Genomic DNA, 25,137 nt, shown 5'->3' with positions numbered 1-25,137 from the left:
ATTCACTCTATCGGTTGGTGCCATCGCCCGGGGGCGGCGACGGTTGTTGCTGCTGTTGTTGCTGCAGCTGGCGGCGGCGGGCCTGGATGCGTTCGCGGATGGCCTGCATCTGCGCTTCGCTGGGACCGTTGGTGTTGGCGGGAGGCGTAGCGGCCGCCGGTGTGGCCGCCGGTGCTGCGCTGCCACCTGGCGGCTGCTGTGCCGTTGCTGCAGCGGCAGGCGGTGGCGGCGGAGCACCTGCCGGGGGCGGCACAATGATTCCACCCGCCGGCGGTGCACCGTTGGCGCCGCGCAGCACGGTGGGCGGCTCACCGCCCTGACCGTTGAACACCGCCAGCTCCAGCACCTGGTTGCCACCGGGACCGATCACAGTAGCCTGGCGTGGCGCCAGCGCGACCAGCTGCCAGCCATCAACGGCCTCACCATTGAGGCGCAGGCGCAGCGAGCGGTTCTGTTCGGTAGTGAAGGTGGCCATGCCGAAATCGCCGGTCAGCAGCACGCCGGTCAGGCGCAATGCGGCGCTGGCAGCGGGCTCGCTGCCACCAAGCAGATAGGGCTTTGGCTTGCGGTCCTCGGCGAACAACGGGCGCTCGCCGATCGCGCTGTAGCTGTCCGCACTGGCCATGCGTTCGGCGGCAAGCGACGGCAGGCCGGGCAGTGACGGCGCCGCATCGGCATTGCCATCGACGCCCGGCAACTGGCTGCCGAGGCCGAAGCCGGTGGCCAGCCAGACTGCTGCCGCCCAGCCCGCCAGGGCCAGCAGGAAACCGGTGCGCAGGCTGATCTGCTCAAGTTTCATCAGCCACCTCCTGTCCCTCGGCCGGTGCATCCGGTACCGGTGCAGCCACCGGTGCCGCTGCAGGCGGCTGCGGGGTGCCGGCCGGCCCGGTTGCGGGTGTTGGCGTGGCCCCTTCGGCCGCAGCGCCCGGCAGCAGATAGCCGGCCAGTTCGAAGGACACATCCAGGCCCAGCCCGGATTCGTTCGGCGATTGCTGGAAACGCTGTGCGATCAGGTTGAGGTTGTCGACGAACAGGCGCGGGCTGCCGGTTTCCAGGCTGTGCAGCACGGTGGCCAGTTCGGCCACGCCGCAACGCAGGCGTACCTGCATGGCGACGCGCACGAACTCGGCATCGCGACGGTTGTCGGTCAGCGGCGTACGGTTGCTGATGGTGCAGCTGCGGTTACCCGGGCTGGCCATCGCCACGGCATCCTGCAGCTTGCCACCCAGCGCGGCGGCGGCGGCTTCGGCGGTGGCTTCGCGCAGGAAGCCCGGCCGCTGCTGCAACGCTTCGCGGGTAGCGCGCAGGCGCTGTTCGATCTGCGGCTGCTGCTGCAGCTGCGCCTGTACACGCTGCTCGCGCTCGCGCAGGGCCGCGACATCGGCATCGATCTCACGCAGCGGCTGGGTGAACCAGGGGTGCACCAGCAACAGATAGGCCAGGCCGAGCACTGCCAGCAGCAGTGCCAGTGCCAGCCAGCGGTCACGGCGCGCGCTTGGCATCGGCATCGGCCGCCTCCCCTTCCGGAGCCGCAGCCGCCATCGGCTGCAGTTCAGCGGTCATGGTGAAACGGTCACGGCCACTGGCCGCACCGTCGGCCTGCAGCACGCCGGTCAGGTTGACCTTGCGCCACTGCGGCGCATCCTGCAGCAGCTGCACCAGCTGCGAGGCCTCGCGGCTGAGCCCGATCAGCTGCAGGTTGTTGTTCTCGATGGCCAGTTTTTCCAGGTAGGTGCCCTCCGGCAGGCGCCGGGTCAGTTCATTCCAGATTTCCACCGTGCCGGCGCGCTGGCTGCGCTGCTTTTCGAGGAACGCGGCACCGTCGATCAGCGCCTGCAGCTGCGCACGTTCGCTGGCCACGCCACGCGCATTGCGCGCGCTGCGTTCAACCTGGGCACGCAGTTCATCGGCGGCGGCGCGGCGGTTGTCGAGCAGCTGCAGGGCGGCCAGCACCAGCATCACCAGCGCGGCCAGGGCCAGCAGCAGGTTCCAGCGCCGCATCGGGTCCGGTCGCAGCTGGCGCTGCGCGGGCGGCAGCAGATTCACGTGCAGCGGATCGCCCTGCGCATCAATCGCGTCGACGGCGGCCAACGTATCGGCCCACTCGCCCACGCTGCCACGCCAGGCCTCCAGCTGGCGCAGCGGCCAGGCGATCAGTTCAACCTGCAACTGGCCTTCACCGGCGCTGCCCAGTTCACGCACGTCATAGCTGACCTGGCTGGATTCGAACGGTGTCTGCCGGTCGATCTCGAAGCCGACCACCGCGCGCAGGCGGTCGGCCGCCGCCGCCGGCAGGCGCAGATGGCGACGCAGCACTTCGCTGGCCGGCAACAGCCACACCCGCGGCAGGCTGCGCAGGCGCGGCTCCAGAACGCGGTCCAGTTCGGCCGGCGACAACGGCCACGGCAAGGTCGCCACCGCTTCGCGGCGTTCGCCGGCCTCACGCCAGATCTGCAGCTGGTCACCCTCGCGCAGCAGCAGCAGGCGCGCTTGTGCCCAACCCAGCGCCCACTGCCAACGTGCCGGCACCCACGCCAGCAGCGATTGCCGCCACCAGCGCAGGAAGCGGCCAGCGCCCGGGCCGATCCGGCCCTGAACCTGCCGCAGACTGTCCTGCCAAGCCGTCATCTTGCTGTCATTCCCTGCTCCCAGCGAAGCACTGTGTAGGACTGCCCGGGAACCCCGCCCGAGCCATTGCGAACCACTGCCTGCAACACCGACCGGCGTCCACTGCCGTCGATGACACGGGACTCGATACTATAGGTGCCACTGCTGCTGGCAAGCGTTGTCGCACCCGCAGCGGTATCGGCATCACGCTCCTGCTGGGCGCGCTGGGCCAGCACGGTGTCGGCATCCAGCCCCAATGCGGTCAGCACCGGTGCGCTGGCGAACTGCGGATCCGGGCGTGCCTGGCGGCTGTACAGGGTCAGGTGCGGCAGCATCTTCTGGTACAACGGCCCGGGCATGCCGAGCACCCGCTGCAGTTCGCCCAGGGTCTCGAAACGCTTGTTGCGCGGGCCATACGGCAACCCGGCCGCGGCATAGTCGGGCGCCTCGGCACCGCCACCGGGCTGCAGCAGACTGTCCTCGTCGCGCCAGTCGACGATGGCACCGGCCAGCTGCCGTGCGGCTCCTTCGTCTTCGCCCAGCGCCTTGAGGAAAGCGGTCAGCAGAGCCACATCGGCCAGATTCAGGTTGATCTTGCCGTTCTCGTCCAGCACCTTGATCTCGATGCTGGCGTCATCGAACGTCCAGCGATAGGTACGGCCATCGGCCCGCCACGGGGCCCGCTGCGGATCGGCGGACAGGCGCATCAGCGCGTATTCCAGGCCGGCCCGTGCACGCTCCTGGCCGCGCGCGTCGTCATCCAGCACCCGCTGCTGCAGGTGCTCGACCCGCGCGCTCAGTGCAAAGGCGCCGACCAGTGCAGTCATCAACGCGATCAGCCACAACACCAGCACCAGCGCGGCGCCACCCTGCCGGTTCATCGCGCACCTCCGCTGCCACCGGCACGGGGTGCGACCACCAGCACCGGCCAGGGCGCGCCCTTGGCCGGCACGATCTGTACTTCCACAAGCATCGGCAGGCGCCGCGTATCGTCCCAGCGCGGCAGCCAATCGGTCACCTGGCCGGTGCTGGCGTCAATGCCGCGATAGCGCAGTTGCACCGACTTCAGGCCGTCCACCAGCACTTCCGGTGGACGCGGCGGCGTTTCTGCGATGCGCTCGCCCTCCTGCAGCAGCACCAGGTCCAGCAGCAGGCGCTGCTGGCCACTGCGGCCGTCCACCTGCAACGCGTGCAGGTACGGTCCGCCGCGGCCGAGATAGCCGGGCAGGTCGGCGGCGAACAGCATGCGCTGTTCTTCGCCCTGGAAGAAGATCGGCTCACGGGTGGGGTCGGGTACTTCCAGCGGTGTGCGCAGCGCGCCGGCCAGCTGACGCCGCAGCAGCGCCTGCACCGCGCGCATGCGTTCGCTCTCGGCAGCGATCTGCTCGCCGCGCTGGCTGACCGCCATCGCCGAGCGCACGCTGGCGAACGCCAGGGCCAGGCCACCGGCCAGCAGCACCGTGGCCAGCATCACCTCGATCAGGGTGAAACCCGCAGCGCGCCGTTTCATCGCGCGCTCTCCAGATCCGGCGGCAACAGGCGCAGGCTGCGCCAGCGCAGCTGTTCGCGCTCGCTGTCACCCCAGCGCACCTGCAGCTGCAGCTCGGCCAGCCAGGGCGCACCCGGCGACTGTGACTGCACCACGCTACCTGCACGCGGCTCCACCCACGGCTGCACCTGCAGCTCCCAGTGATAGCGGCCCTGCTCCCAGTCGCCCTGCTGGCGGCCGACCTGCAGCGGCGTGGCGACTCCCGTCTCGGCCAGCAGCGACTGCGCATGCAGCACCGCGCGCGTGCGCAGCCCGGCCTCACGTACCTGCTTCGCACCACCGGACAGGCTGCCCAGCAGCAGCGTCAGCGCCAACCCGAGCAGGGCGAAGGCGATGATCACTTCCAGCAGGGTGAAGCCACGCGCACGCCGCTTCATTGCGCCCGCCATGGGCCGGAGCGCACTTCGCCGGTCAGCCAGCCAACATCGATGCGCCACTCGGCACCGTCGCGCTGCAGGCGGATGCGGCCGCCACTGGAACCACCATCGGGATGGAACTCGATCACGCCCTGCCCCGGTGCGGTGGCCAGCTGCGCGGCGCCTTCGAACTGCACCTGCAGCTGCGCAGGCACTTCACCCTGGCGTTGATTGGCACCTTCCCAGCGGCGTCGCGCCGGTTCAATCACGAAGCGCTGCGGTTCACCCCGGGTGATCGCCTGCGCGCGTACCACCCGCAGCTGGTTGGCGATGTCCTTGCCGGCACTGCGCAGTTGCATGCCGGCAAAGCCACGTGACAGGCCGGCAGCAGTGATCAGGCCGATCGCTGCAATCAGCGCGATCACCAGCAGCATTTCCAGCAGCGACAGGCCCGCTGCGCGCCTGCCGTGCAGGCGCGGGCGAGGCAGCCGGCGCGGCAGGAAATACGTCATGCAGGATCAAGGCTGGTAGCGGATGTCGGCGTCGACGCTGCTGCCGCCGGCCTTGCCATCCTTGCCGAGGCTGATCAGCTCGTACGGCTGGCCTTCACCCGGCGCACGGTATTCCAGCGCGTGGCCCCACGGATCGTTCAGGTCAGCCGGCTTGGCATACGGACCCAGCCAGCCGCCGACGCCCGCCGGTGCGGTCACCAGATCGTTGAGCGAGCCAGGCAGCTTGCCGGTATCGATCTGGTAGTTGTCGACCTTGGACGCGACGGTCTGCACCTGCGCCTTGGCGATGTTGGCCTTGCCGCGATCGGCGCCGCCCAGCACGCGGCTCGCGACCAGGGTCAGCACCGCACCGATCAGCACGATGACGATGATGATTTCCAGCAGGCTCATGCCTGACTGGTTGCGCGCGGCGGTGAAGGAAAGGCGGATCGGTCGACGGGAAGCAATCATGGTCGGTCCTTTCAGTTACGAAGTGTCGGGGTTGCGTAGGAATCCATCGTCAACCGATGGCATTGGTCAGGTCGTACAGCGGCACCAGCACGGCCACGATCACCGCACCGACCACCGAGGCCAGCACCAGAGTGATCGCCGGCACCATCGCTGCCAGCAGGCGGTCGATGCGGCGGGCACTGTCCTGTTCGAAGGTATCGGCCGCCTTCAGCAGCATGGTATCGAGTGCGCCGGATTCCTCGCCCACCTGGATCATCTGCAGGGCCAGCCGCGGGAACCGCTTGCCGCGCGACAGCGCCAGCGACAGGCCGGCGCCGTTCTTCACTTCATCCGCGGCGGCCTCGACATCGGCGGCCAGCGCGCGGTTGCCCAGCACGTTGCGGGCGATGCCCAGCGCGCCCAGCAATGGCACGCCGTTGCGCAACAGGGTACCCAGCGTGCGTGCCAGCCGTGCGGTTTCCAGTTCGCCCAGCAGTCGGCCGATGCCGCGCCGCTGCAGCAGCCAGCCATCCAGCGCCAGGCGGAACACCGGTTGCCGCGCCTTGCGTTCGAAGAACAGCGCCAGCACGGCGGGCACCACCAGCAGCAGCACCCACCAGTCGCGCACGAACAGGCCCAACTGCAGCACCGCGTTGGTGAACCACGGCAGCGCCACGTCCAGGCTCTCGTACATCTGCGCGAACTGCGGCACCACATAGCCGAGCAGGAACAGCAGTGCACCGCCCACCACCACCAGCAGGATGGCCGGGTACACCAGCGCGTTGATCACCTTGCCCTGCAGCGCACGGCTGCGTTCAAGGTAGTCAGCCAGCCGCTGCAGGGTGTCGTGCAGGCTGCCACCCGCCTCGCCGGCGCGCACCATGTTCACGTACAGGCGCGAGAACAGCCCGTGCTGACGCTCCAGCGCAGTGGACAGCGGCGCACCACCGCGCACCACGTCGCGGATGTCGGTGATCGCACGCCGCGAACGTTCGTCTTCCGGCAGGCCGAGCAGGATCGACAGCGCGCGGTCGAGTGGCTGGCCGGCACCGAGCAGTGTCGCCAGCTGCTGGGTGAACTGCAGCAGTGCCGCGCCCTGCAGCGGGCGTTGGCGGAACAGGTTGCGCCAGGTGCTGCCGCCGATCGCCCCGCCGTCAGCCAGCTGCGTCTCCATCGGAAGGTGGCCCTGGTCCTGCAGGCGCGCGACCAGCTCGGCCTCGCTGGCCGCTTCCATCTGCCCGTCGAAGATCTCGCCGTGCGTGTTGAGCGCCTTGTAGCGGTAGTTCGGCATGTCAGCCCCTGCGTCCTGCGCGCATCAGCTTTCCTCGGTCACGCGCAGCACTTCCTCGATGGTCGTCTGCCCGCTCAGCGCCTTGGACAGGCCATCCTCGTACATGGTGCGCATGCCGGCCTCGCGGGCGATGCGCTCGATCTCGCCCATGCCATCACGGCGCATCACCGCACGCCGCAGCGCGTCGTTCATCACCAGGAATTCCATGATGGTGGTACGTCCCAGGTAGCCGGTCGGTGCCAGCGCCGAGGGCTTCGGGCGGTACAGGTGGATCGGCCCCTGCGGCTGCAGGCGGCGCAGTTCGAAGCGTTCGATCTCCTCCGGCGAGGCTTCGTAGCGTTCGGCGTGGGTCGGTTCCAGCCGGCGCACCAGGCGCTGGGCGAGGATGCCGTTGATGGTGGAGGTGAGCAGATAGTCTTCCACGCCCATGTCGAGCAGGCGGGTGATGCCGCCGGCCGCATTGTTGGTATGCAGGGTGGACAGCACCAGGTGGCCGGTCAGCGCCGACTGGATCGCGATGCGCGCGGTTTCCAGGTCGCGCATTTCGCCGATCATGATGATGTCCGGGTCCTGGCGCACGATGCTGCGCAGGGCATTGGCGAAGTCCAGCCCGATCTGCGGCTTGGCCTGGATCTGGTTGATACCCTCGATCTGGTACTCGACCGGGTCTTCGACCGTGATGATCTTGACGTCGGCAGTGTTCAGCTGGCTCAGCGCGGTATAGAGCGTGGTGGTCTTGCCCGAACCGGTCGGGCCGGTCACCAGCAGGATGCCGTGCGGCTGTTCCAGCACCTTGCGGAACTGCGGCAGGAAGGCGTCGGTGAAGCCGAGGCGGTGGAAATCGAACACCACCGTTTCGCGGTCGAGCAGGCGCATCACCACGCTTTCGCCGTGCGCGGTCGGCACGGTACTGACGCGCAGGTCCAGTTCCTTGCCCTGCACGCGCAGCATGATGCGGCCATCCTGCGGCAGGCGGCGCTCGGCGATGTTGAGCCGGGCCATGATCTTGATGCGACTGATCACCGCCGCGGTGAGGTTGGCCGGCGGGCTTTCGCCCTCCACCAGCACGCCATCGACGCGGTAACGGACCTTCAACCGGCTTTCGAACGGTTCGACATGGATGTCCGAGGCGCGCAGCTCCACCGCGCGCTGTATCACCAGGTTGACCAGGCGGATCACCGGCGCTTCCGAGGCAAGGTCGCGCAGGTGCTCGATGTCATCCACCGCACCGCCCTCGCCATCGGCGGTCTCGACAATCGCGCCCATCGCACTACGGCCCTGGCCGAACCAGCGCTCGACCAGATCATCGATCTCGGCGCGCATGCCCAGCACTGGCGTCACCGGTACGCCCAATGCCAGCTGCACGGCCTGCTGCGGATAGGGATCGTGGGCATCGGCCAGCCACAGCCGCACGCCCTGTTCATCAAGCGCCAACGGGCACACATGGAACTGCTTGAGGAAGCGCAGCGACAGCGGCAGGCCCTCGGCCAGCCCCTGTGGCGGCGCCTCGGGCAGCTGCTTGCCTTCCAGCAGCGGCAGCCCCAGCACCTCGGCGCTGGCCTGCGCCTGGTCACGTTCGGAGACCAGCCCCAGCCGCACCAGCAGGCCGAGCAGGCTGCCACCGGCTTCGGCGTGCAGCGGCCGCGCCCGTGCCAGGTCGCCTTCCTTCAGCCGGCCACGCGCCAGCAACGCATCCAGGATGCGACCTTCGGCGGTGTCGGCGGCGGTTGCAGCAAGCGCGTTCACATGACTCTCCTGTCAATCGGTTCGACTTTAGCAGTTAAGCCATGATTTCCGCCGCCCCTGCGCCACCTTTCGTAAAAAGACGAAGCCCGTCACATGGGATGACGGGCTTCGGCCATTCAACTACGACAGTTCAAGCTTACTGCGTGGCGAGAATGCTCACCCCGCTGTAGGCCGCTTCACCCACCACCTTGATGTAGTAGGTGGCCGCCACCGGCTTGGTCACCCGCACTGTCTCGGAGGTGCCCGGACGGGTCGACTTGGCATCATTGTCGCTGGCACTGGGCTCACGGCCTTCAGCCACGTAGACCGAAACGTTGCCGGTGCCACCGTAGGTGATCACGCTGAACTGCTTGCCGGCAGCCGCTTCGAAGCTGTAGAGCCTGCTGCTGCCGGCTGCACCTGACAGGCCACCTATGGCCGCCTTGTTGGTCAGTGGCGTGGCCACCGGCCCGCAGTTCTCGGTGCACGGTTCTTCCAGTGCCTTGGCCAGCGCGGCCTTGGCATCGAGGATGCCGGTACCGATCGGGGTGGCCGCCGGAATGGCGACCGGGAACGGACGCGCGGTTTCCTTCAGCAGGGTGCGCATCGCCGCCGGGGTCAGCGGATCCTTGCCCTTGGCGATCAGCGCGCTCTGCACCAGTGCGGCAACGGCTGCCACATGCGGCGAGGCCATCGAGGTACCGCCCATGCCCATGTAGCCCGGCGTGCCCGATTCCGGCGTGGTAGCCGCATTGGAGCCGGTCTGCCAGATGTAGCCACCGGGATTGCCATCGACGCTGCCGCCACCGCCCGGGCCGGAAAGATCCACGCGGGTACCGTAGTTGGAGTAGTAGGTGATGCCGCCGGTGATGCGGGTGGCACCCACGGTCACCACGCCTTCGCAGCTGGCCGGCTGGTACTTGGACGCGTTGTCGGCTTCATTGCCGGCGGCCACCACCACCGTGGTACCGCGCGAGATGGCGCCGTTGATGGCGTCCTGGTAGGTGCTGGCACAGGCGCCACCGCCGCCCAGGCTCATGTTGATGATCTCGGCCGGATTGGTGTTGGCCGGGATGCCGGTCACCGTGCCACCCGATGCCCAGACCACCGCATCGGCGATGTCGGACAGGTAGCCGCCACACTTGCCCAGCACGCGCACCGGCAGCACCTTGGCCTTGTAGGCAACACCGGCCATGCCGACGCCGTTGTTGGTCTGCTCGGCCACGGTGCCAGCGACGTGCGTGCCATGCCAGGAACTGTCCTCGGCCAGCGAGCCGTCATAGCACTCGTTGTCGTTCTCGACCCAATCACCGTAGTCCTGCGCGCCCGGCACGCGATCGTTGGTCGGGCGCCGCGAGGTCTCCGCATCGCTGATGAAGTCGTAACCCTCCAGCAGGTTGCCGACCAGGTCCGGATGCTGCGGCAGGATGCCGGTATCGATCACCGCCACCACGATGCCCTCGCCCTGCGAGACATCCCACGCCGCCGGTGCGTTGATGCCGCCGACGGCGTTGTGCAGGTGCCACTGGTTCTGCTGGTAGAAGGGATCGTTCGGCACCAGCGCCGGCTGTACGTTGCCGGCACGCAGTTCGGTGCGGCGCAGCTTCACGTCGGCTTCGGCGTACTGCACCGACGGGTCGGCCTTCAGTTCCTTCAGCACGCGCTGCAGTTCGGCCGGGGCCAGGCGGCCCTGCACGCGGATCAGGTCCGCACCGGTAGCGAGCTTGCGTACCACCTGCGGGCCAAGGGTACTGGCACGTGAGGTACCGCCGGACAGGCTGGCCCGGGTCAGCGCCGACTGCACGGTGGACAGCTTCGCCGAGCGGTCGGTGGCGGCAGCAGCGCCGGCCCGGTACTTGACGATGATGCGCTCAGCACCCGGTTGGGCGGTGCTGGCCTGGCGCACCGGCTCACGGGTCGGCAGGCCGGCGGCGTGGACGGCACCGACGGCCGTCATCGACAGCACGGCGGCGGCAAGCACATTGATGCGAAGGTTCTGCTTCTTGATCACGTCGAAATTCCTCTTCTGGGTCATGGTTCGAACCAACACTGCGGCCATCATTCCTTGACGACTCCCGGCCGGCCCAGCCGGGATTGCCGTGACCTCCCCCCAGGCCCTCACTGCAGGTGCTGCGCCGGCGTGGGTGGCCGCCGGCGCGATGGAATGGCTTACCAGCCGAAACCGGCACCGACGCCGACCGAGCTGTCGTCACTGCTGAAGGCACCGCCGAAGGTGACCGTGGCGCGATCGCTGATCGCACGCTGGTAGCCCAGCGACAACGCCGATTCGCCGCCCTGGAAACCGATGCCGACGCCGACCCGGTTCTGGGTACGGATACCGGCAGCACTGGTGGCCATGTTGAGCATTGCAGCGCTCATCGCGCCCTGGCGGTCGATGCGGCGATCCATGTGGCGCAGGCGTCCGTCGATCTCGCCCTTGAACACATCGAAGCTGTCGGTGACAGCCTGGACGCGGCTGTCGGTGTAGCTGTTGGCCGTGGCCATGCCACGATCAAGCTGGCCCTTGTTGACCGCATCGGTAGCCGTGGTACCGGCCGCCACGTTGGTGACCTGGCGTTCGTTGCCCTCGCTGCCCACCGACACCGTGTTGGCCCGATCGGCGACCGAGCCCTGTCCCAGCGCTACAGCATTGGCGGCACTGGCATTCGCCCCCTGGCCGATGGCAGTGGACGAGGCACCGCTGGCGACGGCGCCATCCCCCATGGCGACGGCATTGAGGCCGCTCGCCGGGGTGCCGACCGGAATGCCGGCACCTGCTGCGGCGGCCGTCGGCGTGCCCTGCACGCGTGCGGTGCTGGCCGCTGCCGCATCCGCCGTCACAGGCGCATCGGCGGTGCTGGCCAACGAAGTGTCATCCAGCGAGGCGCTCATCGCGCGCAGGCTGGACGCACCGGCACGCGTGCCACCGGCGCTGCGGCGGTCGATCTCGCTGACCTTGCGGTCGAGTGCGCCCAGTGCATCGCCGACGTTGCTGTAGGTAGCACCCTGGATCACATAGTTCGGCGCCACGAACACACCCTGCATGCCGACGCTGGCACCACCGCCGAGGAAGCTGGCGGCATCGCTGAGCGACTGGAACAACTGGCCGCCGTTGATCGCCTGGCGGCTGCCTGCCGCAATGCTGCCGGCACCGACGTTGTCGATGGTGGTGCCCTGGAAGCCGGACAGGGTCAGGCGATCACGGCTGGCGTCGTCGTAGCCCACCGCGCTGGCCGCCGTGGTTTCAACGGTGGCGATGCGCGAATCGAAATCACCGACGCGGGTTTCCACTGCGCCCACGCGCTGGTTGGTGACGTTGAGCTGCGAACCGGTGATCGCATCGGTGCTGCCGGCGGCGATGCGGCCATCGGCCACATTGACGATGCGGCGCGTGGCCGGACCGTCGGTGCCGTTGCCACCACCGACCGACACCACGTTGGCATCGAGCGCTCGCGAACCCGCGCCGAGCGCGACCGAGTTGGCCCCCGTTGCACCGGCACTGGTACCCAGCGCCAATGCACCGTTGCCGATGGCCAGCGCATTGGCACCCAGCGCGTTGCTGCGTGCACCACTGGCGCTGGCTGCCGAACCGATGGCTGCGGCGTCGGTACCGCTGGCGCTGGCCGTGCCGTTGCCGGTGGCCTTGACGTAGCGCGCCGTGCCGTCTGCGGTGGCGGCAACGGCATCCAGCTGGCCACGGTTGACCGCATCGGTACGCTCGGTACCGGCGGCGACACGGGTGATCTGGCGATCGCTGCTGGCACTGCCAACCGACACGGTGTTGGCACGGTCGGCAACCGAACCAGCACCCAGCGCGACGCTGCCGGCAGCGCTGGCATTGGCGCTGACACCGACCGCTGTCGCATTGGCGCCGGTGGCCTTGCTGCCATAACCGACGGCGGTGCCAAGACGGCCGCTGGCATCGGCGTAGCTGCCGATGGCCGACGCGCCGTCAGCCGAAGCACTGGCGCGGAAACCATTGGCCTGCGACTGCGTGCCGCTGGCGGTGGCCTGCGCACCGCTGGCGGTGCTGTAGGCGCCCTTGGCCTGGGCGCCGGCACCGGTGGCGCTGGCACCCAGCTCACTGGCACTGGCGCCACTGCCGAGGGCGACGCTGTCGACACCGCTGGCCTGCGCCGTGTTGCCCAGTGCAGCGGCATTGTTGCCGGTAGCCAGCGCATCGAAGCCCACCGCGGTGGCATTGGCCGCCATCGCGTTGGCTCCGCTGCCCAGTGCGGTGGCGCCGTTGCCGATGGCGTTGGCCGCATTACCGGCAGCCAGTGCGTTGTCACCATCCACCAGTGCACCGGCCTCGCCATCGGCATTGCCGCTGGCCTGGAACTGGCGGCTGGTCTTGTCGGCGACACTGGCCACTGCATCCAGCTGGCCCTTGTTCACCGCATCGGTGGCTTCGCTGCCGGCTGCGACATGGGTCACCTGGCGCTCGCTACCGGTCTTGCCGACAGCCACGGTGTTGTCACGGTCAGCCTTGGAACCGGCGCCCAGCGCGACGCTGTTGCTGCCATTGGCGGTGGCGTTGGCACCCAGTGCGGTGGCGCTGCCGCCTGCCGCCCACGAGTTCCAGCCGATCGCCGTGGCGTAGTCTTCGGTGGCCCAGGCGCCTGCGCCGAACGCTGCCGCACCGGTGCCACTGGCACGCGACGGGATCAGGCCGAAGAAGGTGCTGCCACCGATCGCCACGCTTTCTTCGCCACTGGCTTCGCTGGACTGACCCACGGCAACGGCGCCGGTACCGGCCGCAGCGGCACCGAAGCCGACTGCCGTGGTGTTGGCACCACTGGCTGCCGAGCCGTAGCCCAATGCCGTGCCGAGCCGACCGCTGGCTTCGGCATAGCCGCCGACGGCGGTGGTGCCATCGGCCGACGCCGCGCTGCGGAAGCCACTGGCCAATGCCTGGGTGCCGCTGGCATTGGCTTCGGCGCCGCTGGCGGTGCTGTACGCACCACTGGCCTGCGCACGCGCGCCGGTGGCACTGGCGCCCAGTTCACTGGCACTGGCACCACTGCCCAGCGCCAGGCTGTCTTCGCCGGTGGCCTGTGCCGTGCTGCCCAGAGCAGCCGCGTTGTTGCCGGTGGCCAGCGCATCGAAGCCTACCGCCGTGGCGTTGGCCGCGATCGCGTTGGCACCACTGCCGAGCGCGGTGGCACCGTTGCCGATGGCATTGGCGGCGTCACCTGCGGCCAGCGCATTGTCACCCTCGACCAGCGCCCCGGTTTCGCCATCGGCATTGCCGCTGGCCTGGAACTGCTTGCTGGTCTTTTCCGCCGCAGCGGCCACCGCATCGAGCTGGTTCTTGTTGACCGCGTCGTTGCCCTGGGTGCCGTCGGCCACGTTGGTGATCTGGCGGGTGTTGCCACCGCCACCCACCGATACGGTGTTGTCGCGGTCGGCAATCGAGTCCGCACCCAGCGCCACGCTGTTGGCACCACGCGATTCGGCGGCGTTGCCCAGTGCGGTGCTGTTGATGCCCCCCGACCAGGCACCACCACCCACCGCAGTGGAGTAGTTGCCCGAGGCCTCGGTGGCCAGCACGCCGAACAGCGAGCCGCCGACGGCGACACTGTTGGTGCCGGTGGCCAGGCTGCCCTGGCCGGTGGCGGTGCTGTAGGCGCCGGACGCTTCCGAGTCGCCACCCACTGCCACACTGCTGGAACCGGACGCATTGGCGAAATTGCCGAACGCCGTGGCATTGAAGGCCGATGCCTGTGCATAGCCACCGATGGCGGTGCTGTAGCCACCGGTGGCTTCGGCACCGATACCGAACGCCGCTGACGCCGTGCCGCTGGCCACGCTTTCGCTACCCACGGCGGTTGCCGCGTCACCGCTGGCATTGCTGAAGTAACCCACAGCTACGGCTTCTTCGCCAGAGGCTTCGGACAGCACGCCGGTAGCGGTACTGCCGGCACCGCTGGCGATACTGGCCGCACCGAACGCTGCACTCTGCTCGCCGCTGGCCTCGCTTTCCGCACCGTGCGCGGTGGCGTACTCGCCGGTGGCCTGTGCGTTGGCGCCGACGGCGCTGGCATTGGCTGCGCTGGCAAGGGCATTGAAGCCCACCGCCTGCGCATTGTTGGCCAACGCATTGGCGCCGCTGCCCAGCGCAGTGGCGCCATTGCCGATGGCATTGGCCGCATCACCGGCGGCCAGTGCGTTGTCACCGTCCACGAGCGCACCGGCTACGTCATCGCCGTTGCCGCTGGCCTGGAAGAAGCGGCTGGTGGTTGTCGCCGTGGTCGCAACCGCATCCAGCTGCGCCTTGTTCACCGCATCGGTGGCCTGGGTGCCGGCGGCGACGTTGGTGACCTGGCGTTCGTTGCCGGCGCTGCCCACCGACACCGTGCGCGCGCGATTGGCGACCGAACCGGCGCCCAGCGCGACCGTGTTGCTGGCGCTGGCATTGCTGCCGGCACCGAGCGCGATGGCACTTTCACCACCGGCCACCGTATTGGTGCCGATGGCGATGCTGTTGATGCTGTTGCCCAGCGCCTGGAAGCCCAACGCCACGCTGTTGTCGCCATAGCCGAAGGCGCCGCGACCGACAGCGGTGGAGCTGGCACCGTTGGCCCAGCTGTTGTAACCGATGGACGTTGCGCCGCTGCCGCTGGCCCAGGCCGCGTTGCCGAACGCCGACGCGTTGGTGGCAGTCGCCCATGCACCCGAACCGAATGCCGCGGCGCCACTGGCGGTGGCCCAGCTGTATCCACCGACGGCGGTGCTGTCATCGCTGCTGGCGAACGCGCTGTCGCCGACTGCAACCGCATAGCTGCCGGTGGCGCGTGACTTGCCGCCTGCGGCGAAGCTGTTGTCACCACTGGCCTTGGCAGCATTGCCGAATGCGCTGCTGGCAGCCCCGGTGGCCTGTGCGCCGCTGCCGACTGCGGTGGCATCGGCAACGGCGGTGGTGCCGACCTGTTGTGCCTTGCCGTCGGCACCGATGATCGGCTGGTTGAATTCATCATAGGCCTGGCCGAGGCCACCGATGGCAACGCCACCATTGCCGGTGGCAGCACTGTTGCGGCCTACCGCCACACTGTCATCGCCGATGGCCGACGCGGCGGCGCCATGCGCAACGGCGCCGGCACCGATCGCATTGCTCGAGGAACCGACGGCGATGGCGCCCTCGCCATCAGCCAGTGCGCCGGCGTCACTGCCCGCCTCCGGCTGCGCCTGGAAGAAACGAGCGGTGGTGTCGGCGGTGCTGGCCACGGCATCCAGCTGCGCCTTGTTCACCGCATCAGTAGCTTCGCTGCCGGCGGCAACGCTGGTGATCTGCCGCTCGTTGCCGGCACTGCCCACCGCCACGCTGTTGGCGCGCACCGCTTCGGAATTCGCGCCGAGCGCGACGCTGTTGGCGCCGCGTGCGGTGGCGTAGTAGCCCACGGCAGTGCTCTGCGCGCCACTGGCCCAGGTCTGAGCGCCGAGGGCACTGGCGTTCTCGCCCGGTGCATAGGCGAAGTAGCCAACGGCAGTGGCTTCGGCACCGGAGGCCTCGCTCAGGCTGCCGTTGGCCACCGCGCGATCGCCACTGGCAATGGCGCCCGCGCCGACGGCGGTCGCGGCTTCGCCACTGGCCTGGGTCTGCACGAAGAAGCCCAGGCCGGGAATCAGATCGGCCGGGCCGCCGATGGCGACGCTGCTGGTGCCGGTGGCATTGCTCTGCGTACCCAACGCGGTGGAGTAATCACCGATGGCATTGGCCACCGCACCGAACGCCGACGCTTGTGCGCCGGCAGCATAGGCACCCACGCCGTAGGACGACGCGGCAAAACCGCTGGCTTCAGCGCTGGCACCGACGGCAGTGCCACCGACGCCGGCGCTGGTGGCGCCGGTTTCCACCGGTACGCCACCGCTGGTGATCAGCGGGTTGCCGTTGGCGTCCACCGCAGCACCGCCCACGGCAACACTGCCCGGGCCGTTGGCCTGTGCGTTGTTGCCGAACGCTGCACTGTTCTGGCCCGAGGCCAACGCGTTGTTGCCGACGGCGGTCGCGTTCTGCGCGACGGCGCCAGCACCAGCGCCAACTGCAGTAGCACCGTTGCCGATCGCGTTGGCGGCCTCGCCTGCAGCCAGTGCGTCGTCGCCCTCGGCCAGCGCACCGGCATCACTGTTGCTGCTGCCGGTGGCCTGGAAGCGCTTGGCGGTGGCATCGGCCACGGCGGCAACGCCCTTCAACTGGCCGACGTTGACCGCATCGTTATCTTCCGTACCGGCAGCCACGCTGGTGATCTGGCGGGTCAGGCCGTATTCGGAGGCACCGACGGACACGGTATCAACGCGGTCGGCCAGCGAGCCGGCACCGAGCGCCACGCTGCCGGTGGCCACCGCAGCGGAGTTCGAGCCCAGCGCCGTGCTGTATTCACCGACGGCGGTGCTGAATGCACCCACTGCAATCGACGCTTCGTTGGCGGCGGTAGCGCCGCGACCGAGCGCGGTGCTGCCCGGGCCCATCGCAACGGCACCGCCGCCGACGGCCGTCGCACCATCAGCGGTGGCTTCGGACAGTGCACCGAGTGCGGTAGCCGCGCCGTTTTCGCTGGCCGCGGTAGCGCTTGCGCCAACCGCGGTGTCGCCGAGACCGAATGCCGCGGCGCTCTGCCCGACCACGACGCTGGCATCGCCGAGCGCGAGTGCGCCCTGGCCGAAGGCGCTCGCGCCGATGCCAGCGGCGATGGCCTGCGTGCCGACTGCCGTGGTGGCGTTGGCCAGCGACTGTGCGCCGGCACCCGCCGCCAGAGCGCCCTGCCCGTCGATCTTCGCCGCGTCGCTGTCATCGCCAGCGCCGTCGGCCTTGAAATAACGGTTACCGTCTGCGGCGACGTCGGCCAGCGCGGCCTGCGTTGCACGCGCCTGCGCATCGAGCTGCGCCTTGTTCACCGCATCGGTGGCCTGGCTGCCTGCGGCAACATTGGTGATCTGCCGTTCCTTGCCGGTGTCACCGACGGACACGGTGTTTGCACGGGTGGCCTTGGAGCCGGCGCCGAGCGCCACGCTGTTGGCAGCACTGGCGCTGCTGTTGCTGCCGATCGCCACCGCGTTGCTGCCCTTGGCCGTAGCCGTGCCTTCGATCAGGCACTTTTCGAGCAGCTTGCCGCTGAATGCGACGCAGGTGGCGCTGCCGCCGATCTGCACCGACTGTGCCGCAGCGATAGCGCTCATGCCCAATCCCAATACCAGGCCCAGTGCCATCGCCAACCGTGCGGGCGCAGCCTGCGTTGCATCGCGGCGCTGGTCGACGACCCCGCCGCTGCTGCCGGAGGAGGCCAGTTCCGAGGCCACCACCAACTGACCCAATGCTTTGTTCCAGACCTTGCGATAAATCCGATTCATCGGTACGGCTCCTGATTGGACTGGTTTTGGGCAAAGCAACGCCACCGCTGGGCTTTCCGGCCCAACGTCCCCTGGGGGCGTTTATTCGCGTGATTTACTGCGGGGTATTGCCGAACGGCGCGCAGCGACAGAAAACCGAGCGCGTGCGCCAAGCGGTTACTGCGAAATGAATGATTCTGAAACGGGGTTCAAGTGTTAACGGCAACTTTGCAGATCGTCAAGACTTTGACACGGCAAATCCTATTGCCGTGAAGCACATCACTATTTCACCTGTTTATGAAATGATTTTGTTATGCATGCGTGACGATTCCTCGACGCATGAAAATGCATGTAACTAGCGGTCACAACTGGAGTTTCAATCGCGCAAAGAAAAACCCGCCGATCAACGGCGGGTTTTTCCATACGCGTTGGCATTGAGGCCTGCGCGATGCAGTGCGATCAGCCGCACCACACCCGCGCGTTGCGGAACATGCGCATCCACGGCGAATCGCCCTGCCACTCGGCCGGGGCCCAGCTCATGTTGAGCGCGCGCGGGGTGCGTTCCGGGTGCGGCATCATGATGGTGACACGGCCGTCGGTGCTGGTCAGGCCGGTGATACCGTCCGGCGAACCGTTCGGATTCAGCGGGTACTGGCTGGCGACGTTGCCATTGCCATCGATGTAGCGCAGCGAGACGCGCGCGGCGGCCTGGTCGACGGCGTTGTCGAACACCGCTTGGCCTTCACCATGCGCCACCGCCACCTGCAGGCGTGATCCGGCCATGCCACGCAGCAGGATCGACGGCGATTCCACCACCTCCAGCAGTGCAGTGCGGGCTTCGAACTGCTCGCTGGCGTTGCGACGGAACTGCGGCCAGTGCTCGGCACCGGGGATGATGCCCTTCAGCTGGCTCATCATCTGGCAGCCGTTGCACACACCCAGCGCGAAGCTGTCCTCGCGGGCGAAGAACGCAGCAAAGGCATCACGCAGCGCGCTGCGCTCCAGGATCGAGGTCGCCCAGCCACGGCCGGCACCCAGCACGTCGCCGTAGCTGAAGCCACCGCAGGCGACCAGGCCGGTGAAGTCCTGCAGCGCCACGCGGCCTTCGATGAGGTCGCTCATGTGCACGTCGAACGCGCGGAAGCCTGCACGTTCGAAGATATTCGCCATTTCGATCTGACCATTGACGCCCTGCTCGCGCAGCACGGCCACGCGCGGACGCGCACCGGTGCTGATGAACGGAGCGGCCACGTCTTCGTTGAGGTCGAAGCTGAGCTTCGGCTTCAGGCCCGGCGCCGTGAAGGCGCGGGCAATCTCGCGCTCGGCGTCGGCGTTGGCCGGATTGTCACGGCGCTTCTGCATGGCATGGGTGACCGACCACCAGGCATCGAACAGCGCGTCCCAGCGCCATTCAGCCAGGTTCTCGCCGCCCAGCGACACGCGCACCACCGGTGCGGTGGTCGGCTTGGCGATGCGCTGCGCGCATTCGGTCAGGGCATGGCGCTCGACCAGGTCGGCGAAGGCAGCGCGGTCTTCGCGCGCGATCTGCACCACTGCACCCAGTTCTTCGTTGAACAGGCTGCGGAACGGATCATCGCCCCAGGCATCGAGGGTGATGTCCAGGCCCAGGCGCGAAGTGAAGGCCATTTCGCACAGTGCGGCGAAGGCACCACCGTCGCTGCGGTCGTGGTAGGCAAGCAGCAACCCGGACTGGCGCGCATCGCGGATCAGTTCGAAGAAGCCACGCAGGCGCTGCGGGTCATCCAGGTCCGGCGCGGCGCCGGCGAAGGCCGGCAGGTCGCCATGATCGGCATGCACCTGGGCAAGGATCGAACCACCGAGGCGCTGCTTGCCGGCGCCGAGGCCGATCAGCCACAGCTCGCTCTCGACTTCGCGATCGAGCAGCGGGGTCAACTGCTGGCGCACGTCGGCGACCGGCGCGAACGCGGTGATCACCAGCGACACCGGCGACACGCTCTTGTGCGCCTCACCCTGGTCGTGCCACTGCGCCTGCATCGACAGCGAGTCCTTGCCGACCGGGATGCTGATGTCCAGCTGCGGGCACAATTCCATGCCCACCGCCTTCACCGCGTCGTACAGCAGCGCATCTTCGCCCGGGTGGCCGGCAGCGGCCATCCAGTTCGCCGACAGCTTGATCTCGTCCAGCGCATCGACCGGCGCAGCGCACAGGTTGGTCAATGCTTCACCCACCGCCATGCGTGCCGACGCTGCGGCATCCAGCAGCGCCAGCGGGGTGCGCTCGCCGAGCGCCATGGCTTCACCGGCCACGCCGTTGAAGTCGGCCAGGGTGATCGCCACGTCGGCCACCGGCAACTGCCACGGGCCGACCATCTGCTCGCGCGCGGTCAGGCCACCAACGCTGCGGTCGCCGATGGTGACCAGGAAGTTCTTCGAGGCCACCGTCGGGTGCGAAAGCACGCGCAGACCGGCTTCCTGCAGGTCCAGGCCGCCGGTCTTCAGCGCCGGCCAGCGCGGTGCCGGCGGGTGCGCAGTGTCGCGGTGCATCTTCGGCGGCTTGCCGAACAGCACGTCCATCGGCAGGTCGATCGGCGCATCGGCCGGAATGTTGCCCGGAACAGCACCGTAGGCCACCACCAGGTGTTCTTCGGCGGTGGCCACGCCGACCGCGGCGAACGGGCAGCGCTCGCGGGCACACAGTGCGGCGAACTCGGCCAGGCGCTCCTGCGCGACACCGAGCACATAGCGTTCCTGCGACTCGTTGCACCACAACTGCATCGGCGACAGCGACGGGTCGTCGGTCGGTACCTTGCCCAGATCGATGATGCCGCCGACCTTGGAGTCGTGCAGCAGCTCGGGGATGGCATTGGACAGGCCACCGGCACCGACGTCATGGAAGAACTTGATCGGGTTGTCGGCACCCATCGCCACGCAGCGGTCGATGACCTCCTGGCAGCGGCGCTCCATTTCCGGGTTGTCGCGCTGCACGCTGGCGAAGTCCAGGTCCTCGGCGCTTTCACCGGAGGCCACCGAACTGGCGGCACCGCCGCCGAGGCCGATCAGCATCGCCGGGCCGCCGAGCACGATCACGGCGTCGCCATCCTGCAGCAGGATCTTGTCGACCTGCACGCGGTCGATCGCACCGAGGCCACCGGCCAGCATGATCGGCTTGTCGTAGGCACGCACCAGGTCGGCGCCTTCCGGCAGCTCGAAGCTGCGGAAGTAGCCGAGCAGGGCCGGGCGGCCGAACTCGTTGTTGAATGCAGCGCCGCCCAGCGGGCCGTCGGTCATGATTTCGAGCGCCGGCGCCATGCGCGGGTTCAGCGCGCGCGGCGCCTCCCACGGCTGCGGCAGCTCGGGAATGCGCAGGTGCGAGACCGAGAAGCCGCTCAGGCCGGCCTTCGGCTTGCCACCGCGACCGGTCGCGCCTTCGTCGCGGATCTCGCCGCCGGCGCCGGTCGAGGCGCCCGGGAACGGAGCGATCGCGGTCGGATGGTTGTGCGTTTCCACCTTGATCTGGAACGCGCTGGGCACGCTCGGCTCGCTGCGGTACTCGCCGCTGGCCGGGTCCGGGCGATAGCGCGACGCCGGATGCCCTTCGATCACTGCGGCATTGTCGCTGTACGCGCTGAGCGTGTGCTGCGGGGTCTGCTGGTGGGTGTTCTTGATCATCCGGAACAGCGAGCGGTCCTGCTCCTGGCCGTCGATGGTCCAGCTGGCATTGAAGATCTTGTGGCGGCAGTGCTCGGAGTTGGCCTGCGCGAACATCATCAGTTCCACGTCCGACGGCGAACGACCCAGCGCGCTGAAGCGCTCGCGCAGGTAATCGATCTCGTCCTGCGCCATGGCCAGACCGAGGCGCTGGTTGGCGGCCTCCAGCTGGTCCACCGGCACACGCTCCAGTTCGCCCCGGGCCGGAGTCGAGAACAGGGCCTGACCCTGCTCGACGTTCTCCAGCACCGACTGCGTCATCGGGTCGTGCAGCGCCTTGACCAGCGCCTGCTGGGCGGCGGCATCGGCCGGCCAGCCCTGCACATCGAGGCGCAGGCCACGTTCGACCCGGCTGACCGGCTGCCCAGCACCGCGCACCAGTTCGGTGGCCTTGCTCGACCACGGCGACAGCGTGCCCAGGCGCGGCACCACGATGCGGCTGACCGCACCGTCAGCGACCGCCTCGGACTGCGGGCGGGCTTCCAGGATGCGGCACAGAGTATCGACGTCGGGGGCGGCAGTGCCCTCGGCCTGCACGAAGTAGACGTGCCAGGCACCGCTGATGCGCAGGGAGGGAGCGATGGACTGCAGGCGGGATTCAAGACGTTCGCGGCGGAACGGCGACAGGGCGGGCGCGCCCTCGAGGACCATCATGTCCGGGGAACCGTAGTTGGGAAACGGGCCCGACATTGTACCGGAAGCGGCGGATGGGCTCTGGCCGGGCGGCGCCCGGCACCCGCAGAGGCGCCCAAGCCAAGGCCACAGCCAGAGCAAGGGCAAAAGCCACAGCAATAGCGGGTTTCCTGTGGGATGGCGGGGTGGGTCCGGTTGCGGGGGACGCCGTAAACCCATCCATGGGGGCTTGGTCGCGGCATCCATGCCGCTCACACCCCCGCAACCGGACCCACCCCGCCTTCAACAATTTCCCGCGATCTGCGGTAGATCCACACCATGCGTGGATGCTCTGCGGTAATGCCGGCCGCTGGCCGGCAACCAGGGAACATCAGAAATCACGCATTGAAGAGCGAAGCGACCGGCTTTTGCTTTTGCTTTTGATTTTCTGTTCTGTCTTCCGTGGCTGGCCGCACAGGAACCTGTCAGAGGCCGGGTGGGTGGGGTCAGGCGGAGTGTCCGCGGCATGGATGCCGCGGCCAAGCCCCCATGGACGGGTTCACGGCGTCCCCGCCTGACCCCACCCACCCGGCCAAACCTCAGAAACCCGCTTTCAGCGACCCACCCCAGCCACGAGGGGGCTCCGCCGATGGCTACCGACCGCGCGCAGCGCCGCTCTCCGCCCGAATCCCCGAACCATGCACTCGCTCACGGATTGACCACGCAATTGATGACAACGTTGTCCCTACCTGGCGCCGGACTCTCTCCCCGGCCTCCCAGGTACCTCCGTCCGTCCCCCTCCGTCGCCTTCCCGGGCGATGTCCGGACCTGCGTTACGTGCGGCGCCATCCGGGCCCGCGCGCCAACCGATCGATCGGAGACACACCATGTACGACCCGCTTGTGCTGAGTGCCGATGTCCGCAGTGCCGAACGCTCCCTCCACCGCTGTCGCCCGCGCCGTCTGGCCTGGCTGCTGGCCCTTGCCGGGGCCGTTGCCCTGCCCGGCCTGGCGCAGGCCGCCAGCTGTGCCGGGGTGGCCCAGTGGGACCAGGCCAAGATCTACCGGGCCGGCGATACCCTGCAGAAGGGAGGCGTCCTCTATCGGGCGAACCAGGACATCTGGAACGCGCCGCCGGACCATCCGGCCGGTGCGCCCTACTACACCAACCTCGGTGCCTGTGATGGCAGCGGCAGCAACCAGCCGCCGGTGGTCAGCCTGACCTCGCCGGCCAATGGCGCCACCTTCAGCGCCGGCAGCACGGTCAACGTGACCGCCAATGCCAGCGATGCGGACGGAAGCGTCGCCAAGGTCGAATTCTTCCGCGATGGCAGCTCGCTGGGCGTGGCCACCAATGCGCCGTATGCGGCCAGCTGGGCCAATGCCAGCGCCGGCAGCCACACCCTTCGCGCAGTAGCCACCGACAACAACAACGCCACCGCCAGCACGGCGACCATCAGCATCACCGTCAACGCCGCCAGTGGCGATACCACCGCGCCGAGCGTGCCGGGCGGGCTGGCGGTCGGCACCCGCACCGCCAACAGCATCGCGCTGAGCTGGAGCCCCTCCACCGACAACACCGGCGGCAGCGGCCTGGCCGGCTATGACGTGTACCGCAACGGCAGCCTGGTCGGCTCGCCGTCCAGTGCCAGCTATGTCGATGGCGGGCTGACCGCGTCGACCACCTACCGCTACCGCGTGCGCGCCCGCGACAACGCCGGCAATGCGTCGGCACAGGGCACCGAAATCAGCGCCACCACGCTGGCCGGCAATGGCGGCGGCACCGGCAAGCGGGTCATCGGTTACTTCACCCAGTGGGGCATCTACGGCCGCAACTACCGGGTCAAGAACATCGACAGCAGCGGTTCGGCCGCGCGCCTGACCCACATCAACTACGCCTTCGGCAACGTGCGCAACAACCGCTGCGAAGTGGGCATCACCCAACCGTCGGATCCGAACAGCGGTGCCGGTGGCGACGCCTTCGCCGATTACACCAAGGCCTTCAGCGCCGCCGAGAGTGTCAGTGGCAGCGCCGATACCTGGGACCAGCCGCTGCGCGGCAACTGGAACCAGCTCAAGCAGCTCAAGGCCAAGTACCCGGGCATGAAGGTGCTGATCTCGCTGGGTGGCTGGACCTGGTCGCGCGGCTTCTCCAGCGCGGCGCGCCCGGAAAACCGCCAGGCCTTCGTCGCCTCGTGCATCGACGCTTACATCAAGGGCAACCTGCCGGTGACCGACGGTGCCGGTGGCGCCGGTGCCGCGCTGGGCGTGTTCGACGGCATCGACATCGACTGGGAATACCCGGTGGCGTGTGGCATCGAATGTGGCAAGCCGGAAGACAACGCCAACTTCACCGCGCTGATGGCCGAATTCCGCCGCCAGCTCGATGCGGTGCGCCCGGGCCTGTTGCTGACGGTGGCGGTGGGCGCCGGCATCGACAAGATCCGCGTCACCGATCCGGCCGCGTACCACCCGTATCTGGACTACATCAACGTGATGACCTACGACTTCCACGGCGCGTGGGATGCGAAGACCAATCACCAGTCGGCGCTGTTCGATTCACCCAATGATCCTTCGACCGGCGACCAGAAGCTGTACAACAGCAACGACGCCATCGAGGCCTTCATCAGCCGTGGCGTGCCTGCAGCCAAGCTCAACCTGGGCATTGGTTACTACGGGCGTGGCTGGACCGGTGTGGCCAACGCCAACAACGGCCTGTACCAGACCGCGACCGGCGCCGCCCCGGGCACCTACGAGGCCGGCATCGAAGACTGGAAGGTACTGAAGAACCTGGCGTGGCCGGGCTACACCGACAACACCGCCGGTGCCACCTGGATCTACAACGGCAGCACGTTGTGGAGCTTCGATACCCCGGCCAACATCACCCGCAAGATGGGTTACGTGAAAACCCAGGGCCTGGGTGGCGCGTTCGTCTGGGAGTTCAGTGGTGACGATGCGCAGGGCACGCTGACCAAGGCGGTCAGTGACGGCCTGCAATAAGAAAAAAGCCGGGGGTGCGACACGCATCCCCGGCTTCGCT

14 protein-coding genes are annotated in these 25,137 nt (G+C 68.4%); 1 reads left to right on the top strand and 13 read right to left on the bottom strand.

All coding sequences use genetic code 11. From position 1 onward, the window contains the following. Nucleotides 1–7: 7 nt before the first annotated feature. From ACZK2G_RS03010 to purL, 13 genes are all read right to left on the bottom strand, one after another. Nucleotides 8–799: a general secretion pathway protein GspN gene (locus ACZK2G_RS03010; protein WP_136638597.1), complete on the bottom strand. Its 792-nt coding sequence runs from the start codon at nucleotides 797–799 to the stop codon at nucleotides 8–10. Then, a complete protein-coding gene (gspM, locus tag ACZK2G_RS03005) occupies nucleotides 789–1,508 on the bottom strand; it encodes a type II secretion system protein GspM (protein ID WP_478474658.1) in 720 nt (239 codons plus the stop codon). Before gspM ends, ACZK2G_RS03010 begins: the two co-directional genes overlap by 11 nt. Continuing rightward, entirely contained in the window at nucleotides 1,483–2,628 is a 1,146-nt protein-coding gene (locus tag ACZK2G_RS03000) for a PilN domain-containing protein (protein ID WP_478474656.1), read from the bottom strand. The genes gspM and ACZK2G_RS03000 overlap by 26 nt, the downstream gene beginning before the upstream one ends. Beyond that, nucleotides 2,625–3,488, bottom strand: coding sequence for a type II secretion system minor pseudopilin (locus tag ACZK2G_RS02995; protein ID WP_478474654.1), 864 nt, complete (start codon nucleotides 3,486–3,488; stop codon nucleotides 2,625–2,627). Before ACZK2G_RS02995 ends, ACZK2G_RS03000 begins: the two co-directional genes overlap by 4 nt. Then, on the bottom strand, nucleotides 3,485–4,117 hold the full coding sequence (locus ACZK2G_RS02990; protein WP_136638600.1) for a type II secretion system protein J: 633 nt from the start codon (nucleotides 4,115–4,117) through the stop codon (nucleotides 3,485–3,487). Before ACZK2G_RS02990 ends, ACZK2G_RS02995 begins: the two co-directional genes overlap by 4 nt. Continuing rightward, nucleotides 4,114–4,533, bottom strand: a complete 420-nt coding sequence (gene xpsI, locus ACZK2G_RS02985) for a type II secretion system protein XpsI (RefSeq protein WP_136638601.1) — start codon at nucleotides 4,531–4,533, stop codon at nucleotides 4,114–4,116. The genes ACZK2G_RS02990 and xpsI overlap by 4 nt, the downstream gene beginning before the upstream one ends. After that, nucleotides 4,530–5,024 (bottom strand): type II secretion system protein XpsH, encoded by a 495-nt coding sequence (xpsH, locus tag ACZK2G_RS02980; protein WP_136638602.1) that lies wholly within the window; start codon nucleotides 5,022–5,024, stop codon nucleotides 4,530–4,532. Before xpsH ends, xpsI begins: the two co-directional genes overlap by 4 nt. Nucleotides 5,025–5,030: 6 nt before the next feature. Beyond that, nucleotides 5,031–5,474 carry a type II secretion system major pseudopilin GspG gene (gspG, locus tag ACZK2G_RS02975; RefSeq protein WP_004142831.1) on the bottom strand — a complete coding sequence of 148 codons (444 nt, stop codon included), beginning with the start codon at nucleotides 5,472–5,474 and terminating at the stop codon, nucleotides 5,031–5,033. A gap of 49 nt (nucleotides 5,475–5,523) precedes the next feature. After that, nucleotides 5,524–6,744, bottom strand: coding sequence for a type II secretion system protein XpsF (gene xpsF, locus ACZK2G_RS02970; RefSeq protein WP_136638603.1), 1,221 nt, complete (start codon nucleotides 6,742–6,744; stop codon nucleotides 5,524–5,526). 24 nt (nucleotides 6,745–6,768) lie between these two features. Next, on the bottom strand, nucleotides 6,769–8,490 hold the full coding sequence (gene gspE / locus ACZK2G_RS02965) for a type II secretion system ATPase GspE (protein WP_136638604.1): 1,722 nt from the start codon (nucleotides 8,488–8,490) through the stop codon (nucleotides 6,769–6,771). 136 nt (nucleotides 8,491–8,626) lie between these two features. Continuing rightward, nucleotides 8,627–10,480, bottom strand: coding sequence for a S8 family peptidase (locus ACZK2G_RS02960; RefSeq protein ID WP_478475555.1), 1,854 nt, complete (start codon nucleotides 10,478–10,480; stop codon nucleotides 8,627–8,629). 158 nt (nucleotides 10,481–10,638) lie between these two features. Further along, nucleotides 10,639–17,817, bottom strand: a complete 7,179-nt coding sequence (locus ACZK2G_RS02955) for an ESPR-type extended signal peptide-containing protein (protein ID WP_478474650.1) — start codon at nucleotides 17,815–17,817, stop codon at nucleotides 10,639–10,641. 438 nt (nucleotides 17,818–18,255) lie between these two features. Next, nucleotides 18,256–22,140, bottom strand: coding sequence for a phosphoribosylformylglycinamidine synthase (gene purL / locus ACZK2G_RS02950; RefSeq protein WP_478474648.1), 3,885 nt, complete (start codon nucleotides 22,138–22,140; stop codon nucleotides 18,256–18,258). An 845-nt stretch (nucleotides 22,141–22,985) separates the two neighbouring features. Between purL and ACZK2G_RS02945 the strand changes: the two genes are divergently transcribed. Next, on the top strand, nucleotides 22,986–25,097 hold the full coding sequence (locus ACZK2G_RS02945; RefSeq protein ID WP_253077834.1) for a glycosyl hydrolase family 18 protein: 2,112 nt from the start codon (nucleotides 22,986–22,988) through the stop codon (nucleotides 25,095–25,097). Nucleotides 25,098–25,137: the final 40 nt, after the last annotated feature.

Source organism: Stenotrophomonas sp. 107298_Sma (assembly GCF_056480345.1).
Note: the sequence above shows the minus strand (reverse complement) of the source record. Positions and strands in the feature narration are given on the sequence as shown.